The organism is Clostridium sp. CTA-7 (assembly GCF_054768095.1).
This window is the reverse complement of the sequence record NZ_BAAAAV010000003.1, coordinates 232581-251236: the sequence shown is the minus strand read 5'-3', so window position 1 is coordinate 251236 and position 18656 is coordinate 232581. Positions and strand designations below refer to the sequence as shown.

The following is an 18656-nucleotide window of genomic DNA, read 5'->3' as shown; positions in this document are numbered from 1 at the left end:
ATTTATGGCGAAAAAAGAATCTTATGAAGATATGGTTAAGAGCTTACAAGATGTTTTGAATAATATGGAAAATAATGAGCTTCCTCTAGAGGAATTGATGAAAGAATATGAAAATGGTGTTAAGATTGTTAATAAATTATATAAGACTTTAAATTCTTTAGAAGGAAAATTAATAACAATAAAAGAAAATATGGAAGTGGAGCTAAAGAATGAGTAGTAAGGTAGAAATTAATAGAAATTTTATTAATGATTATTTAAGTATATATTTTAATAACAAAGGAAGTTATAATAAAATTATATATGATTCAGCAAGTTATAGTTTAAATATAGGAGGTAAAAGAATAAGACCTATATTATTTTTATTAACTTATGGATTATATAAAGAAAATTATAAAGACGTAATAGAAATGGCTTCAGCAATAGAAATGATTCATACTTATTCTCTAATTCATGATGATTTACCTTGTATGGATAACGATGACTTAAGAAGGGGAATGCCAACTAATCACAAAAAGTTCGGAGAAGATATTGCCGTATTAGCAGGAGATATGTTATTAAATGAAGCAATGAGTTTAATGATGAAATTTTCTATAAAGTATGGCGAAAGGGCTTTACTAGCTTCAAGAGAAATAGCAGAAGCAGCCGGCCCAGAAGGAATGATAGGTGGCCAAATTGTAGATATTATAAATGAAGGAAAAGATATATCTAAACAAGAACTTCTTTATATGCATAGTAAAAAAACTGGGGAATTAATAAGAGCATCTATTGTAGCTGCTGGTATAATTGCAGAAGCTTCAAAAAATGATTTAGAAATTTTAAATGAGTTTGGAATAAAACTTGGTTTAGCATTTCAAATTAAAGATGATATTTTAGATATAATAGGTGATGTTTCAAAGCTTGGAAAAAATACTAAAAGTGATGAAAATAATAATAAATCTAATTTTATATCTATATTTGGTTTAGAATATTGTGAAAGAGAATGTGAAACATTAACTAAAGAGTGCATTCAATTGTTGAAAGGCCTTTCTGTAGAATCTATAGATTTAGAAGAAATAACTTTAGAGTTATTGAATAGGGAATTTTAACAGAAGGAAAGGTTTGATTATGGGTAAAATATTAGATAAGATTACTTCTCCAGAAGAAGTTAAGAAGTTATCAAATGTTGAACTAGAAGTATTAGCTGGAGAAGTTAGAGAATTTTTAATAGATAGTGTTTCTAAAACGGGGGGACATTTAGCTTCTAATTTAGGAGTAGTAGATTTAACTATAAGCTTATTTAAAAGCTTTAATTTAGAAAATGACAAGATAGTTTGGGATGTTGGGCATCAAAGCTATGTTCATAAAATATTAACTGGAAGAAAAGATAGATTTGACACTTTAAGAAAACATAATGGATTAAGTGGATTTCCAAAAAGATGTGAAAGTAAATATGATACATTTGATACAGGTCATAGTAGCACCTCTATTTCAGCAGCTTTAGGAATGGCAAGAGCTAGAGATATTAAAAAAGAGAATAATGAAGTTATCGCTGTAATTGGCGATGGAGCTTTAACAGGTGGAATGGCTTTAGAGGCATTAAATGATGTAGGATTTAATAAAACTAAAATGATTATAATATTAAATGATAACCAAATGTCTATAGCGGATAATGTTGGAGGGTTATCAACTCATCTAAGTAATTTAAGGATGGAACCCAAATATAATAAACTAAAATCTAACGTAAATGCAACGTTAAACAATTCAAGAGCTGGAAAAAAATTAGCAAGCTGTATATCAAGGTTTAAAGATAGTATTAAGCAATTTGTTGTACCATCAATGATTTTTGAAGAGATGGGTTTAAAATATATAGGACCTATAGATGGACATGATATAGAGACGATGACTGAGGTATTAGAAAAAGCAAAGAAAATTGATGAACCTGTTATAATACATGTAGTAACAAGTAAAGGAAAAGGCTATGAGCTTGCAGAGAAAAACCCAAATAAGTTTCATGGAGTTAATCCATTTGATTTAGAAAGTGGTGAAGCGTATATTCCGAGTGAAAAAACTTATTCCAAAGCTTTTGGTGATGCAATTATAGATTTAGCAAAGAATGATGATAGAATAGTAGCAATAACAGCTGCTATGCCAGATGGTACAGGACTTAAAAACTTTGCAAAAGAATTTCCAGATAGATTTTTTGATGTAGGAATCGCAGAGGCACATGCAACAACACTTGCTGCAGGTCTAGCAAGTGCAAACATGAGACCTGTTTTTGCAGTGTACTCTACCTTTTTACAAAGAGCTTTTGATCAATTAATTCATGATGTATGTATACAAAATATGCCAGTTGTATTTGCAATAGATAGAGCTGGTTTAGTAGGGGAAGATGGTGAAACTCATCAAGGAATACTTGATTTATCTTATTTAACACAAGTTCCTAATATGACAGTATTAGCTCCAAAGCATTTAGATGAAGTAAAGGTCATGTTAAATTGGGCTCTTACACAAGATGGACCTGTAGCTTTAAGATATCCAAGAGGAGCAGATTGTTGTAAAGAAATGAAGCCACTAACAGAAATTAAATACGGAAAATGGGAAAAAGTTATAAGTGGAGAAAAGATAGCTATAATAGCAGTAGGAAAAATGCTTCAACATGTATTACTGGCAAGAGAAGTTTTATTAGCTAATGGTATAAATCCAACTATAATAAATGCAACATTTGTAAAACCATTAGATACTGATATGTTAAAAGAGTTAGTGGAAGAAGGCTATGATATAGTTACTATAGAAGACAACATAACTAATGGAGGATTTGGTAGCTATGTTTTAATGGAGTTATCAGAATTATTATTTAAAAATAAATTTAAGGCACTAGGATTTAAGGATAAATTTGTATCACAGGGTGATGTAAATTTATTATATAAAGAAAATAAATTAGATCCAGAAGGAATAGCAGAATCTATTATAGAACTTAAATAATAAAGGAGATAAAGATGTCTGGAAAGAAAGAGAGACTGGATATACTATTAGTAGATAAAGGTATATTTACATCAAGAGAAAGAGCTAAAGCAAGCATAATGGCAGGAAAAATATTTGTAGAGGGTAGAAGAGTTGATAAGGCTGGAGAAAAGGTTAGTATTGACTCAGAGATAATCTTTAAAGGGGAAGAAATACCTTACGTAAGTAGAGGTGGATTAAAGCTTGAAAAAGCTATAAAGGAATTTGGCGTTAATTTAGAAGATAAAGTATGTATGGATATAGGGGCATCTACAGGAGGCTTTACAGACTGTATGCTACAAAATAACGCAAAAAAGGTGTTTTCTATAGATGTTGGCTATGGTCAATTTGCTTGGAAGTTAAGAACAGATCCTAGAGTTGTATGTATGGAGCGAACTAATATTAGATATGTAACCCCAGAAGACATAGGTGAGAAGGTGGATTTTGCATCTATAGACGTTTCATTTATTTCATTAAAGAAAATAATGCCTGCAACCATTAACTTATTAAATGATAAAGGTGAAGTTGTAGCTTTAATAAAACCTCAATTTGAGGCTGGCAAAGAAAAAGTAGGGAAAAAAGGTGTAGTAAGAGATATAAATGTTCATAAAGAAGTAGTTCTAGGTATAGCTGAATTTTTAATTAATAAAAATTTAAATATTCTTTCTATAGGTTACTCTCCTATTAAGGGGCCAGAAGGAAATATTGAATACTTAGTTTATTTTACTAAAGATATAAATAAAGGGTCTACATTTTCTCTAGAAGACATAGATAATATAGTAAATGATTCTCATCAGTTATTATAAAAATTTATCATATAAATTTAATTTAAGACTTCAAGTTTTATCTTGAAGTCTTAAGTAGAATTTATATGATTTACTATTTGTTAAGAGGAGCATATAGGGGGTATTATGAAGAAAGTTGCTATTGCAATAAATCCATCTAAAGATAAGAATAATGAGATAGCTATGGAAGTTAAGAAAAAGCTTTATAAGTATTTTCATAACTTAGAAATAATTATGTTAGATAGTTATGATATAATAAATTATAAGTTTAAAGAATTGCTTGATCTTATAATCGTATTAGGTGGAGATGGGACAATATTAAGCGTTGCTAGAGGAATAAATGGGAAATTGAATGTACCTATTTTAGGAATTAATATTGGAAATTTAGGCTTTTTATCAAGCATAGAAGTTTCTGAAATGGATAAAGCTTTTATAAAACTAAAAGAAGGGGATTATATTTCTCAAAAGAGAATGCTTTTAACATGCGATTTACCTTTAGAAGGCATAAAAAATGAATCATTAGCCCTAAATGATATAGTTGTAGCAAGAGGAACATTATCAAGAATGGTAAAGTTTCAAATATTTATAGATGGTAAAAGATATTATAACTTCAAAGGTGATGGATTAATTATCGCAACACCTACTGGATCAACTGCATATTCATTTTCAGCTGGAGGTCCCTTTATTTATCCAGATGTAGATGTAATTACATTGACTCCAATATGTCCTCATCCAAAGGGGATGCAAACTATTGTTTTAAATAGTAGTAGTGAAATTGAAGTTAAAGCAGAAAATGAAGATGAAGAAGTATATATAACTTTTGATGGTCAAAAAGCAATAAAAACAACAAATCAAACTATAATAAAGATAAAAAAAGCAAAAGAATATGCAAATATAGTTTTGTTTGATGATTATGATTATTTTAAAGTACTACGGGCAAAAATTCTAAATAACTGGAAAGAATGTGAAGGTGATTAATTTGAAATCAAAGAGGCATAACAAAATCTTAGAGATAATTAGTGAAAAGGATATAGAAACACAAGAGGAACTTGCAGAAGAGCTTAAAATGGCTGGATTTGACGTAACTCAAGCAACTGTATCTAGAGATATTAAAATACTAAAGCTAATAAAGATGCAAGGTGCTTCAGGAAATTATAGATATGTTGCATCATCGAAAGAATCAAAAGATATAAATGATAAATTATCTAGCATATTATCTAATGCTGCTGTATCGGTTGAAAATGTAGATAAGTTTGTTGTTGTAAAGACACTTACTGGATCTGCCATGGCAGTTGCTGAAGCAATAGATACACTATTTGACACAGAAGTTGCAGGAACAATTGCTGGAGATAATACAATATTTATATTAGTAAGAAGTTTAGATAAAGCTGAAGAATTAGTAGATAAAGTTAGAAAAATGATTTTATAAAATTAAAGGTGATGTAATATGTTATTGCAATTAAATATAAAAAATTTCGCTTTAATTCAAGATTTATCAGTTGAATTTAAAGAAGGGTTTAATATATTGTCAGGAGAAACAGGAGCTGGTAAATCTATACTAATAGACACTATAGATTATGTTTTAGGCGGAAAGTTCTCAAAAGATTTAATAAGATATGGTGAATGTAAAACTGTTGTAGAAGCAATATTTTCAATAGAAAATGAGGAAATTTTAGATGTTTTAAAGGAATTAGATATTGAAGATGAAGATATACTAATAATTTCAAGAGAAACAACTTTATCAGGTAAAAGTATAATAAAAGTAAATGGAAAATCAGTAGTACTTTCATATTTAAAGAAAATAAGAGAAAAGTTATTAGATATACATGGACAGCATCAAAATCAAAATCTATTAAATAGGGCATTCCATATTTATTATTTAGATGAATTTATAGGAGAAGAATTAAAGCCTTATCTAGATAAATTTGATGAGTTAAGAAAAGAGCAAAATATAATTTTAGAAAAAATAAAAGAATTAAATGGTAATGCAGATAGAGACAAACTCACAGATTATATAAAGTTTCAAATAGAAGATATAGAAAAAGCAAAGCTGAAAATTGGAGAAGAAGAAACTTTAAACGAGGAATTCAATCTCTTATCTAATGCTGAAAAAATATCACTAGCTTTAGGTAAAACTTATTCAATACTAGATAGTCCAATTGAAGGTATTTCAGTTATAGAAGGTTTATCAAAAGCTGTTAATGAGCTATCTTTAGTTGAAAATCATTTTGAAAAATTAAAAGATAAAAGAGAAAGAATAGAAGAGGCATTATACGCTTTAGAAGAAGTATCTAGAGAAGTAAGAGATTTATCATCTGAAATTTATTATGATGAGTTTGAACTTGAAAAAATAAACTCTAGAATATATGAGATTAGCTTATATAAGAAAAAATATGGAGAATCTGTTGAAGAAATTTTAAACTATTTAGAAAAATTAAAAATTCAATATGAAGAGTTAATTAATTCAGAAGAGATAATTAAAGAATTAAATTTAAAACAAGAAAATATAGAAACTTTAATGAGAGAAATATCAGAACAAATGCATATTATTAGAGAAAAAAATGCAGTTAATCTTGAAGAAAAAATAAAATATGAATTATCATATATAGGAATGGAAAAATCAAAAATTAAAATACTAATAGAAAAAAATGAATCCTTTAATTCAAGAGGGTTTGATGAAGTTATTTTTCTTATATCAACAAACCCAGGAGAACCTTTAAAACCCTTAGAAAAGGTTCTTTCAGGAGGCGAACTTTCAAGAATTATGCTAGCTCTTAAATGTGTATTTGTTGATAAGGATAAAATACCTACATTAATATTCGATGAAATTGATACAGGTATAAGTGGGACTATAGCAAAAAGAGTTGGAGAAAAAATGTATGAAGTTTCTACTAAACATCAAGTTTTATGTATAACACATTTACCTCAAATTGCAGCACTTTCTGATTGTCATTATTTTGTATCAAAAAAAGTTGAAAATGAAAAAACATTTACACAAATTAGAACTTTGGATAAATATGATAAAATTAAAGAAATTGCAAAGATGACCAGCGGAGATGAAGTAAGTGATGTTACTTTAGAAAATGCTTCAGAAATGGTAGCATTTGCAGAATTAAAAAAACAAGAAATATTAAAAACTTATTCTTAAAATCACATACATAAGTATATAAAAAATGAACACACTAAAATCATGGTTATTTACCATGATTTTATTTTTTTATATTTTTAAAGTTATATATTTAAAATTTTTAACGCTTTTAACAAACTTAATACAGCATATATGATTAAGGATGAGGGCAAGTTAAATACAGAAGCAAAGGAGGAGATAGTATGAGAATGAAAAAATTAAAATATTTAGGTATAATAATAACTCCAATGTTGATTCTGGGTTTACTTACGTTCCTTAGTTTAAATAGTATTCCAGAAAGAATATATATAAATGAAGCTGTTCCAACTTCAGATATATTACTATCAAAGAATATATTGGTTAAAAATGGTGAGATAAACAAGGATAAGCTTGAAGTAAAATTTTTAGGATTGATTCCTATAAAGTCAGTAGCAGTTTCTAAAGTGAATGATTTAGAATTATATCCAGGAGGAACAAGTGTAGGAATAAAGTTATCAACTAAGGGTGTGTTAGTAGTAGGTCATTCTGATATAGATTCTATAGAAGGAAAGGTTGAGAGCCCTGCCAAAGCTTCAGGAATAGAATTAGGAGATGTTATTACAAAGATAAATGGTGAAGAAATAGAAAGCTCTAAAGATTTATCTAAAAAAATAAAAAATCTTACAAACTCCAAAGTAAGTGTAGATTATCTTAGAAATAATAGTACTCAAAGTAAGGAAATCGATTTGGGAAAGGAAGATAATGAGTATAAGTTAGGACTTTGGGTAAGAGATTCAACAGCAGGTATAGGAACATTAACATTTTATGATAAAAATAGTTCTATATTTGGTGCTTTAGGTCATCCAATAACAGATGGCGATACTAATAAACCTTTTACAATTAGAAATGGTGATTTATTGAATTCTTCTGTAATAAGTGTCAGAAAAGGAGAAAAAGGTTCTCCAGGAGAATTAAAGGGACTATTTGTTAATGAAAAGGAAAGCTTAGCAAAGATAGAAAAAAATACAGAATCCGGAATATTTGGAGAGGCAAGCAAAGAGCTAATTAATAAAACCTTCTGTAAACCACTTAAAGTAGGATTTAGAAATGAAATAAAAGAAGGAGAAGCTAAAATAATAACTACTATAGATGAAAATGGACCTAAAATGTATGATGTAGAAATAATAAAGTTATTGCCTCAAGAAGAGCCTGGACCTAAAAGCATGATTATTAAAGTAACAGATGAAGAGCTTTTAGCAAAAACAGGAGGAATAGTTCAGGGAATGAGCGGAAGTCCTATTATTCAAAATAATAAGATAGTTGGTGCAGTAACACACGTATTAATTAATAAACCCGATGTAGGTTATGGAATATACATTGAATGGATGCTAAAAGATGCAGGAGTTATAGAATAGCAAGAATATATACTATTATTTTAGACTGCTGATAAAATATCAGTAGTCTCTATTTTTATATATAATTATGATAAAATTTTATAATTATAAATTATGTAATCATAGGGATGTTATAAGAGAAGAAATAAATTTTACCATAAAATTTTGAAAAAATTGTAAAAAAACTATTGAAATTAAATAAATTGTGTTATAATGATATTAAATAAATCTTGTATAAGATTCTTTTTTTATGTTATGTCTATATATAATATTTATAGATGAATTTTAAAAATGAATGAAGAATAAGTTTATGATTAACTTAAGGTGATTGGAGTATTTTGGGAAAATGGGGGAGAAAAGTATGAACGATTCAAAAATTTCAGTTTTAATAGCTGATGACAACAAGGAGTTTTGTAGTATCTTAAATGATTATTTATTAAATCAGAGAGATATAGTAGTTACTGCTGTTGCTAAGGATGGAAGGGAAGCCTTGGCTCTTATTGAGGAAAAAAATCCAGATTTAGTAGTTTTGGATATTATTATGCCTCACTTAGATGGACTAGGAGTATTAGAAAGGCTTAATTCTATGAATTTAGAAAAAATGCCTAGAATAATAGTTTTATCAGCAGTAGGTCAAGATAAAATTACTCAAAGAGCTATAACATTAGGTGCAGATTATTATGTAGTTAAACCTTTTGATATGGATGTTTTTACAAAGAGAATAAGAGAAATGTTTAGTGGATCTTCTAATGAAATTGTTAGAAAACAATCTACTGTAGTTGAGACAGAAGTAAAACAACAACCAAAGGGACCTATTGATTTAGAAACAGAAATAACTAATATTATACATGAAATTGGTGTACCTGCTCATATAAAGGGATATATGTATTTAAGAGAAGCAATTACAATGGTTGTTAACGATATGGAATTATTGTCTGCTGTAACAAAGGAATTGTATCCGTCTATAGCTAAAAAGTACAACACTACAGCCTCTAGAGTTGAAAGAGCTATAAGACATGCAATAGAAGTAGCTTGGGGAAGAGGTCAAGTTGATGCTATAAATAAGTTATTTGGATATACAATCCACAATGAAAAAGGTAAGCCAACAAATAGTGAATTTATTGCCATAATTGCTGATAAGTTAAGACTTAAGAATAAAGTAAGTTAATTGTATAAATATAATTAATAAGCAAAATATTTTATGTTTATTTAATAAAAAAAAATTATAAATCCTACTCTAATTAAGTTTAAAGTAGGATTTTTATTTTATTTAATAGAGATTTAATTTTTATGTTATTAAAGATTATGTATAGATGTAAATGTAAAATAATAGTGTATAATAAAATAGTATAAATAAATTAGGAGGAAATATTTTATGGAGTTAGATGAAAAAATATTAAGTGAGAAGTTAATTCATAAAGGAAACTTTATAGATTTTGTAAACATAGATGTTACTTTACCTAATGGTAAAAATACTAATAGAGATGTTATTAAGCATCCTGGAGCATCTGCAATTATAGCATTTTTAGATGAGGAGAATATAATTTTAGTAGAACAATTTAGATTGCCATTAAACAAAGTTTTATTAGAAATCCCAGCAGGAAAGCTTGATAAAAATGAAGATCCTATGGAATGTGCCAAAAGAGAACTTCAAGAAGAAACAGGTTATATTGCAAAGGATATAGAATATTTAGGATCTATTGCAACAGCACCTGGTTTTTGTGATGAAATTATACACTTATATAAAGCGTGGAATTTAGTAAAAGGTCAAAAAAATGAAGATGAAGATGAATTTACAAATGTTAAAATATTAAATATAAAAGATGTAAAAAGTATGATAAAAAATGGTGATATAATAGACGGAAAGACGATAAGTGTTTTTTCATACTTATAAAATTTATTAAGTTCAAATACAAAAAGATACAAGGTCGTAGTTAGGGCACTGAAAAACAAAAGTTTTTCAGTGCTATTTTTAATTCCTTCATTGTATGTCCACTTTTTTATTTAAATTTTTTAATAAAAAAGGTTTTACATATATTCAATTATGAATAATGATGGAAGTTTAAACATATTATGTTCTATAGCAACTATGAAGGAGGAATAATATGAATTTAATAAAGAAGTTGAATTCAAACTTTAGAGAAAATAAAATATTTTATTTACTTGTATTAACATTTTTCTTTGTAGGTATACTACTGGGTTCATATACCATAAAATATATGGATGGAGTAGATGCAAAGGACTTATCAAATTACTTTACAGGATTTATTAAAAGCTTAGATATTCAATCAGTAAAAACTAATGAACTTCTTATAAGCATTATAAAAAATAATATAATAGTTATTTTACTTATAATAGCACTTGGATTTACTGTTTTTGGAGCTCCAATTATTTTAATTATTGATTTGATTAAAGGATTTACTTTAGGATATACCTTTAGTTTTCTATTAACTACCTTTGAAGGAAAAGGGATTTGGGTTGCTCTAGCATCAACAGTTCCACAAAATATATTTTATATACCTTTTTTCATAGGAATAAGCATTATTTCATTAGAATTATCTTCTGCAAAGCTAAAAGAAAAATTCTTTAATGGGGTGGCATCTAATAAGTTAATATCAAATGAATTAATAATGAAATTAGGTTTTTTTATTTTCCTATTTGCTATAGGTGTTTTAATTGAGTGCTATATGTGTCCAGGATTAATAAGATTGGTAGTTACGAAAGTTTATAACTTAACCTAATCCAATGAGAATAAAGAAGGAATAAGAATTTTTTTGTCGAATTAATAATATATTAGGATAGGGGAGAATTATGAAAGAAATTGTGAATAATTATAAGGAAGCTTTATTAAAAAGTCATAAAAGTGAAAATACTGTTTATGCCTATGTAACTGATGTTAACTTATACGTTAAATACCTAAATAGTAAGAACATGAGTGTTGATGAAACAGATAATGTATCAGTACTTGGATATATACAACACTTACTTAGTGAAGGAAAATCGGAGAGATCTATAAATAGGATAGTTATAAGTCTTAGAAGTTTTTATAATTATTTAAAAGATCAAAAAGTGGTGAGTGAAATACCTAAAATTTATTACAAAAATACAGCAACAACTAAAAAATTACCAGAAATATTAACTGTTGATGAAGTCGACAGAATAATAAAAATTGTTGATAAATACTGTAATAAGGGGATAAGGGATAATGCTTTGTTAGAACTTATGTACGCAACAGGTATGAAAGTCTCTGAAATAATAGGGATAAAGGTTCATGATGTTAATTTAGAATTAAATTTTGTGAAGTGCCATGATAATAAAAATTATGAAAGACTTATTCCAATAGGAAGAAGTGCAACAGAAGCGATAAAGGAATACTTCAAGATAAGAGATCAGATTGCATCCACAGGCGTTGAAAACTTATTTGTTAATTTAAATGGAAATCAATTAACAAGACAAGGTGTCTGGAGAATAGTAAAAGAATATTCTCATAAAGCAGGTATTAAGAAGGAAGTTAACTTAAACACATTTAGGCACTCTTTCGCAGTTCATTTATTACAAAATGGTGCTAATGTTAGAGCTGTACAAAAGCTTTTAGGAAACCAAGTGTTAACTTATATGGACACATATTATGAAATAATAAACAATGACAAAATAAATATTGTATATAAAAACTCTCACCCTAGAGCATAATAATAACAACTAAGAAATAATTTTTTATAATATACCTAAGCAGGAGGGAAAGTCTTATGAGAATGTACGATGTAATATTAAAGAAAAGAAAAGGTTTAGAATTATCTAAAGAAGAAATAGAGTTTTTTGTAAAAGGATTTACAGAAGGAGAAATACCAGATTATCAAGCTTCAGCACTACTTATGTCTATATTTTTTAATAAAATGAATAAAAGAGAAACCGCAGATTTAACTATGGCTATGGTTAATTCAGGAGATAGAATTGATTTATCATCTATAAATGGAGTAAAAGTAGATAAGCATTCAACTGGAGGGGTTGGTGATAAAACTAGTATTTGTTTAACACCATTAGTTGCATCACTTGGAGTTCCAGTTGCGAAGATGTCAGGAAGAGGTTTAGGGCATACTGGAGGAACTATAGACAAATTAGAAGCTTTTGATGGATTCTCAGTAGAGCTTTCTGAAGAAACTTTTATTAATAATTCTAATACAATAGGAATAGCATTAACAGGTCAAACAGGAAACATTGCGCCAGCTGATAAAAAAATATATGCTCTTAGAGATGTTACTGCAACTGTAGATAATATGTCTTTAATTGCATCAAGTATAATGAGCAAAAAGATTGCTTCAGGAGCAGATGCTATAGTATTAGATGTAAAGGTTGGAGATGGAGCCTTTATGAAAACCCCAGAAGATGCAAAGGCCTTGGCAAGAGAAATGGTTGACATAGGAAAATCTGTTGGTAGAAAAACTATAGGAGTAATTTCTGATATGGATCAACCTTTAGGGTATGCAATTGGAAATTCACTTGAAGTTATAGAAGCCATAGAACTATTAAAGGGAAATGGTCCAAAGGATTTATTAGAATTAACATTAACTTTAGGTAGCTATATGCTTATTTGTGGTAATAAAGCAAAGAGCTTTGAAGAAGGTAAAGCATTATTATTAGAAAATATAAATAATGGAAAAGGATTAAAAAAGTTAAAAGAGTTTGTTAAGGCTCAATTCGGAGATGCAAGCTTTGTAGATGATGCTAATAAATTCCCTAAAGCTAAACATATTGTGGAAGTTAAATCTACGCAAAGTGGTATTATATCAAAAATAAATGCAGAAGAGTTTGGATTAATAGCAATGGAACTTGGAGCAGGAAGAGAAACTAAAGAAAGTATAATAGATCTATCTGTAGGAATAGTTTTAAATAAAAAAAGAGGAGAAGAAGTAAAAGAGGGGGATATACTAGCTTATATTCATAGTAATGATGAAAGTAATATAGAGAAAGCTAAGAATGATATAATAAATAATATTCTTATATCTGATAAGCTAGAAAATGAGATTCCTTTAATTTATGATATAGTAGAATAAATTAAAAATATGATAAGAAGAATTTAGTTCTTTTTGTCATATTTTTATTTTTATTGGTAATAATAAGCTTGAAGGGAGGCAATATAATGAATAAAAAAATTATAAATAAAGTTGTTGCAATTGTTTTAAGCTTATTATCTATATCTTCAATTACTGTAAAAGCAGATATAAAGCCATATGATAATTCAGTAGAAACTTATGAAGAGTGGACTATGGAGGTTCTTAGTGATGAAGGAATAAATGTAGATGCAAGGTCTGCATTATTAATAGAGCCAACTACAGGAAAAATGCTTTATGAAAAAAATATTGATGAAAAATTTGCACCAGCATCTGTAACAAAAATAATGACTATGCTTTTAACTATGGAGGCTATAGATAGTGGAAAAATCTCATTATCTGATAAAGTAACTTGTAGTGAAAATGCTAAAAAAATGGGTGGAAGCACTATGCTTTTAGATACAGGTGAAATTAGAACAGTAGAGGAATTATTAAAAGGTGTTGCTATTGCATCAGGTAATGATGCTGCAGTAGCGTTAGCAGAATATTTAGGTGGAACTGAATCAGCTTTTATAGATATGATGAATAAAAGAGCTAAAGAATTAGGCATGAATAATACTACGTTTAAAAATTGTAATGGCTTACCAATAGAAGGACATTTATCTACTGCTAGAGATATATCAATTATGTCTATGGAGCTTCTAAAGCATCCAACAATTTTAAAATATTCAGGAATATATATGGAAACTATATCAGAAGGAAGAAAATCTCCTATAGAATTAGTTAACCATAATAAGCTTGTTAGATTTTTTGAAGGTTGTGATGGATTAAAAACAGGATATACTGAGGAAGCAAAATATTGTATTTCTGCAACTGCAACAAGAAATGGAGTTAGAATGCTATCTGTAATTATGGGAGCACCAACATATAAGGTTAGAAATAGAGATGCTGGTATGCTTTTAAATCATGGTTTTTCTAAATATGAAGGTAAAAAGGTTTTAGTTAAAGATGAAGATGTAGAAAATATATACTTAAGTAAGCAGACAGATAAATTATTAGTTGCTAAAGCTAAAGATGATCTAGTAGCGGTAGTTCCAAAAGGAACAAATGCAGAGTTAGAAAAGAGAATAGTACTAGATGAAGTTAAGAAAGAATATAAACAAGGTGATATAGTAGGTAAATGTGAAGTTTATCTAGGAAATGATAAAATTGGAGAAGTAGAATTATACTCAGATAGAGATATTAAGCTAGGTGGTATATTTGAAAACTTTAAATTTAATATGAAGAATATGTTTAAAAAAGGAATATAGTAAAAGGGGATTTTTAATAATCCCCTTTTATAATGTAAAAAATGTTGTTCTTTACTATTAAAATTGATATTATATATTGGAAAGAAACTAGTATTATCAAAGAGGAATGATAGTTATGGAAATGCTAAAAGTAAAAGTAGCAAATTTTGAGGGCCCATTTGATTTATTGCTACATTTAATTAAAAAAAATGAAATGGATATTTATAATGTAGAAATATATAAAATAACTACTCAGTATTTAAAATTTTTAGATGAAATGAAAACTATGGATTTAGATATAACATCAGAGTTTATAGTAGTTGCAGCTACACTTATAGAAATAAAATCTAAAAAGCTACTACCAAATATTAAGGTTTCTGAAGAAAATGAAGAAGATATAGAAAAGAATCTTATGGAAAAGCTTATAGAATATAAGAAAATAAAGGGAGCGGCACTATTTTTAAGAGAAAAGTATATAAATTCTGGAGATGTATATACAAAAAAGCCAGAAATAATAGAAGAAATTAAGAATGATAAAAAAGATGAAGATATATTTAAAAATATAACAATAATAGATTTATACAATATTTACAATTCTTTATTAGAAAACTTCCTTATGAAACAAAATAAAGAAAATATAATTCAAAGAAAGATATATGTAGATAAGTATAAAATTGAAGATAAGATGGACGAGCTTTTAATTAATATACAAAATAATAAAATTATTAAGTTTAGAGACGATATAATAAATAAAAGCGAATGCAAATTAGAAGTAGTAGTAACATTTTTGGCATTATTAGAGCTAATAAAGCTTAGAATGGTAAAGGTTTATCAAGATGAGAGCTTTAAGGATATATTAATAGAAAGAAGGAAGTTAGATGAATAATATTGAGGTTAAACAATATGAATTTGAAGAAGTTTCATCAAAACCTAAAATTAAGTCTATAATTGAAGGTTTGTTATTTGTTAGTGGAGAGCCATTAACAATTAAAGAATTAAGTAATTCTATAGAAGCTTCACCTAAAGTTATCTCTAGTATATTAAATGAAATGATTTCAGAATATGAAGATGAAAAAAGGGGAATAAAGCTAATATCAATAAATGGAGAGTATCAATTAGTGACTAAAGCAGAAAATGGCGAATACATACAAAAGTTACTAAGAAAGAATAAGAGACAATCTCTTTCACAGGCTTCTTTAGAAAGTTTATCAATAATTGCATATAAGCAACCTATTACAAGAGTAGATATAGATGAAATAAGAGGAGTAAAATCCGAAAGCGCACTTCAAAAGCTATTAGAGAAAGATTTAATTAAAGAAGTGGGAAGATTAGAAGTTCCAGGAAGGCCAATATTATTTGGAACTACAGAGGAATTTTTAAGGCAATTTGGATTAAAGGAATTAAAGGAATTGCCAGCTTTAGATTTATATTCAGATAGTGAAGAAGAAGCGATAGAAATGATGAATAATATAATTGATGAAATATAAGATATATTTTAGGTTAAATCCTAAAATATATCTTATAAGCTTCTAACTTAGATTATTAGAAGAGGAATCACTTTCGTCAACTTTAATAGAATCATAGCAATTGTCTTGAACAGTATTATTTAAATCTTTATTTTTTTTCTTATCATTATTAATAAAACCTTTGATCATATCAAGAACTTGTGGAACAGAATCTACTATTCTATCATATGTACAATTTTGATCAACAGGTAAAAGCCTTACGGCATCATCTCTAAGAACTAAAAAAGCAACTGGTTTAACTGTAACACCAGCACCTGATCCACCACCAAAAGGATGTTTAGCATCTTTATCAGGAGCAGGCTTACATTGGTTTCCAAACTCGCTACCACCAGATGCAAATCCAAATGTTACCTTTGAGATAGGAATAATATAGCTACCATCACGTGTTTCAACTGCTTCACCAATAACAGTGTTTACATCTATCATATCTCTTAGGTTTTCCATGGTACTTTTCATTAAATTTTCAACAGGATGTTCATTTGACATAATTAATCTCCCTCTTCGGGAGTCACCTCCTTAATTTCAAAAGATATATATATTAAATATAATATATATATAATATTAGCAACATTAAAGTAAAATATACTATTTATATCAAAATATAGAATTTCAGTATTAAATTTAGGTTTAATGTCTAAATTTACTCCTTTAACTTTAAAAGGTTTATCTAAGATTAGATTTAAAACAGTAGGAATATTACACATTAGCCCATAAATGATTGCACAAGAAGCAGAATCTTCTACGCCGAATTCTAGGGTTCCATTTATTTTCATTAAAGGTTTAAATTTATTAGTTGAAATATTATTATATAAACTTTTAATTGATAATCTTTTAGTAAGTTTCTTATGTTTTAGGGAGGCGGAGTTAATGGTCTTCTTATCTTTACAATTTACTTTAGATTTTTCCTTATTCTTTAAATTATGTTTATTAATAAAATTTTTAAAAAATTTATTTTCAATTCCTTTATTAGAAGAAAACATATTTAAGTTAAATAGTTTAAATTTAAATATGTTTTCACTAAAGATAAATTCAAATTTTAATGGTATAGGAATAATAAGTAATAAAATTATTATTAAAAGTATCAATATTAAAGCCATTTGTAAACTCCTATCTATATGATTGTAATAATTACCATAATAAAAAATATAAAAAATAGTAAAAATAGTGTTTAAAAAATATCTTTTGGAACAAACTACTTATAGATGGTTAACATAGAGGGTGATTTTTATGAAAGTTTTAAAAAAAGTTATTTTTACTATTTTATTAGTATTATTGACAACAGAATGGAATATTTATTCAGTAAAAGCATTTATTGAAGACTATGAAGATATTAATAATGAAAGCTCAGAAACGATAGACGAAGATTTTGTAGATATAGATGGAAATAAAGTAAACACTAAAATTCCATTGAGAGTATCTGCAAGAAATGCTATAGCTATTGATGCAGAAACAAGGCAAGTCTTATGGGACCAAAATGGATACGAAATTGTTCCAATGGCAAGTACCACTAAAATATTGACATCCCTTGTAGCTATAAATTATGGAGATTTAGATAAAAAAGTAACCATCAGTAAAAATGCTGCATCTATTAGGGGTTCAACTGTAGGATATAAAGCTGGTGAAGAAGTGACAATGAGAGAATTGTTATTTGGGCTTATGTTTAAATCGGGAAATGATGCTGCTATTGCAATAGCAGAAGATATAGGTGGCTCAGTTGAAAAATTTTCTAATATAATGAATGATTTTGCAAAAAGTCTAGGAGCTATAGATTCACATTTTGAATCACCACATGGTTTAGATAGTTTAAAGCACTATTCTTCAGCATATGATTTAGCTCTTTTAACATCTAAAGGTATGGAAAACGAAATTTTTAGGGAAATCGTAGGAGAAAAGGTTATATCTAAAGATAAATATAATTTTACAAGAGATTATCAAAATATAAATAAAATATTACATAGAATACCAGGAGCAAATGGTGTTAAAACCGGATATACAGGTGGTGCTGGAAAGTGTTTAGTTTCATCTGTAAACTATAATGGTAGAAATATTATAATAGTGGTATTAAATTGTGCTGATAGGTGGAATCAAACAGAAAAAATATTCAATTATATAACTAGTGCTAATACTTTTGAAAGTATATCTAATAAAGATATTCTAGAAAAGGAAGGGTTAGCTGGACTAGGTAATATAGTAGAAAATAGTGATATTATTTATGGATATAAAGAAAAGGATGTAGTTGAAGTAGAAGTATTTAAAAGATGTATGGATATTGAAAATGGTGATATTTTAGGAAAAATTTCAATAAAAGATGAGAAAAAAGAAAAAAGTAAATTCCCATTAATAAGCAATGTAAATATGAGTAAAGAGGAATTTGAAAAGATAATCTTTAATAAAGAGTAAAGCTAAATAGTATAAATAATAAGAGTAAGGTAAGTTATATTATATATAATTTACCTTATTTTTGTATTTACAAATATATTGTAACAAAATAAAAAATAAAAAATAATCTATTATTATGTAAGAAATTCG

General features: G+C 27.6%; 19 protein-coding genes. 17 read left to right on the top strand and 2 right to left on the bottom strand.

All coding sequences use genetic code 11. The features are described from left to right. Positions 1 to 4: 4 nt before the first annotated feature. The 16 genes from xseB to scpB all read left to right on the top strand — a co-directional run bounded on the left by xseB (position 5) and on the right by scpB (position 16088). Positions 5 to 217: an exodeoxyribonuclease VII small subunit gene (xseB, locus tag ACYUEX_RS07305; RefSeq protein ID WP_411167916.1), complete on the top strand. Its 213-nt coding sequence runs from the start codon at positions 5 to 7 to the stop codon at positions 215 to 217. Continuing rightward, a complete protein-coding gene (locus ACYUEX_RS07300; RefSeq protein ID WP_460287341.1) occupies positions 210 to 1085 on the top strand; it encodes a polyprenyl synthetase family protein in 876 nt (291 codons plus the stop codon). Before xseB ends, ACYUEX_RS07300 begins: the two co-directional genes overlap by 8 nt. A gap of 19 nt (positions 1086 to 1104) precedes the next feature. After that, the gene (gene dxs / locus ACYUEX_RS07295) at positions 1105 to 2961 is read left to right on the top strand and encodes a 1-deoxy-D-xylulose-5-phosphate synthase (protein ID WP_460287340.1); all 1857 of its coding nucleotides are present in this window, start codon (positions 1105 to 1107) and stop codon (positions 2959 to 2961) included. 14 nt (positions 2962 to 2975) lie between these two features. Next, on the top strand, positions 2976 to 3785 hold the full coding sequence (locus tag ACYUEX_RS07290; protein ID WP_460287338.1) for a TlyA family RNA methyltransferase: 810 nt from the start codon (positions 2976 to 2978) through the stop codon (positions 3783 to 3785). A 105-nt stretch (positions 3786 to 3890) separates the two neighbouring features. Then, positions 3891 to 4742 carry an NAD(+)/NADH kinase gene (locus tag ACYUEX_RS07285; RefSeq protein ID WP_460287336.1) on the top strand — a complete coding sequence of 284 codons (852 nt, stop codon included), beginning with the start codon at positions 3891 to 3893 and terminating at the stop codon, positions 4740 to 4742. A 1-nt stretch (position 4743) separates the two neighbouring features. Beyond that, positions 4744 to 5193, top strand: a complete 450-nt coding sequence (locus tag ACYUEX_RS07280; RefSeq protein WP_411167911.1) for an arginine repressor — start codon at positions 4744 to 4746, stop codon at positions 5191 to 5193. A gap of 18 nt (positions 5194 to 5211) precedes the next feature. After that, complete coding sequence (gene recN / locus ACYUEX_RS07275) at positions 5212 to 6912, top strand: DNA repair protein RecN (protein ID WP_460287334.1); 1701 nt, start codon at positions 5212 to 5214, stop codon at positions 6910 to 6912. Between the two features lie 182 nt (positions 6913 to 7094). Next, positions 7095 to 8285, top strand: coding sequence for a SpoIVB peptidase (spoIVB, locus tag ACYUEX_RS07270; protein WP_460287332.1), 1191 nt, complete (start codon positions 7095 to 7097; stop codon positions 8283 to 8285). Between the two features lie 340 nt (positions 8286 to 8625). After that, positions 8626 to 9432 carry a sporulation transcription factor Spo0A gene (spo0A, locus tag ACYUEX_RS07265; RefSeq protein WP_460287331.1) on the top strand — a complete coding sequence of 269 codons (807 nt, stop codon included), beginning with the start codon at positions 8626 to 8628 and terminating at the stop codon, positions 9430 to 9432. Between the two features lie 207 nt (positions 9433 to 9639). Further along, positions 9640 to 10158: an NUDIX hydrolase gene (locus ACYUEX_RS07260; protein WP_460287330.1), complete on the top strand. Its 519-nt coding sequence runs from the start codon at positions 9640 to 9642 to the stop codon at positions 10156 to 10158. 211 nt (positions 10159 to 10369) lie between these two features. After that, on the top strand, positions 10370 to 11005 hold the full coding sequence (gene spoIIM, locus ACYUEX_RS07255) for a stage II sporulation protein M (protein ID WP_411167906.1): 636 nt from the start codon (positions 10370 to 10372) through the stop codon (positions 11003 to 11005). A gap of 70 nt (positions 11006 to 11075) precedes the next feature. Next, positions 11076 to 11954 carry a tyrosine-type recombinase/integrase gene (locus ACYUEX_RS07250; RefSeq protein ID WP_411167905.1) on the top strand — a complete coding sequence of 293 codons (879 nt, stop codon included), beginning with the start codon at positions 11076 to 11078 and terminating at the stop codon, positions 11952 to 11954. Between the two features lie 56 nt (positions 11955 to 12010). Continuing rightward, positions 12011 to 13315, top strand: coding sequence for a pyrimidine-nucleoside phosphorylase (locus ACYUEX_RS07245; protein WP_460287328.1), 1305 nt, complete (start codon positions 12011 to 12013; stop codon positions 13313 to 13315). A gap of 86 nt (positions 13316 to 13401) precedes the next feature. Beyond that, a complete protein-coding gene (locus ACYUEX_RS07240; protein ID WP_460287327.1) occupies positions 13402 to 14622 on the top strand; it encodes a D-alanyl-D-alanine carboxypeptidase family protein in 1221 nt (406 codons plus the stop codon). Positions 14623 to 14737: 115 nt separating this feature from the next. Beyond that, the gene (locus ACYUEX_RS07235) at positions 14738 to 15487 is read left to right on the top strand and encodes a segregation/condensation protein A (protein WP_460287325.1); all 750 of its coding nucleotides are present in this window, start codon (positions 14738 to 14740) and stop codon (positions 15485 to 15487) included. Beyond that, complete coding sequence (scpB, locus tag ACYUEX_RS07230; RefSeq protein ID WP_460287323.1) at positions 15480 to 16088, top strand: SMC-Scp complex subunit ScpB; 609 nt, start codon at positions 15480 to 15482, stop codon at positions 16086 to 16088. Before ACYUEX_RS07235 ends, scpB begins: the two co-directional genes overlap by 8 nt. Positions 16089 to 16130: 42 nt before the next feature. On the opposite strand, the gene ytfJ is transcribed toward scpB, so the two are convergent. Both ytfJ and ACYUEX_RS07220 read right to left on the bottom strand, forming a co-directional pair. Continuing rightward, on the bottom strand, positions 16131 to 16613 hold the full coding sequence (ytfJ, locus tag ACYUEX_RS07225; RefSeq protein ID WP_411167900.1) for a GerW family sporulation protein: 483 nt from the start codon (positions 16611 to 16613) through the stop codon (positions 16131 to 16133). A 2-nt stretch (positions 16614 to 16615) separates the two neighbouring features. Then, positions 16616 to 17224, bottom strand: a complete 609-nt coding sequence (locus tag ACYUEX_RS07220; protein ID WP_460287322.1) for a DUF2953 domain-containing protein — start codon at positions 17222 to 17224, stop codon at positions 16616 to 16618. 256 nt (positions 17225 to 17480) lie between these two features. On the opposite strand from ACYUEX_RS07220, the gene ACYUEX_RS07215 reads away from it, so the two are divergent. Beyond that, positions 17481 to 18527: a D-alanyl-D-alanine carboxypeptidase family protein gene (locus ACYUEX_RS07215; RefSeq protein WP_460287684.1), complete on the top strand. Its 1047-nt coding sequence runs from the start codon at positions 17481 to 17483 to the stop codon at positions 18525 to 18527. Positions 18528 to 18656 lie beyond the last annotated feature (129 nt).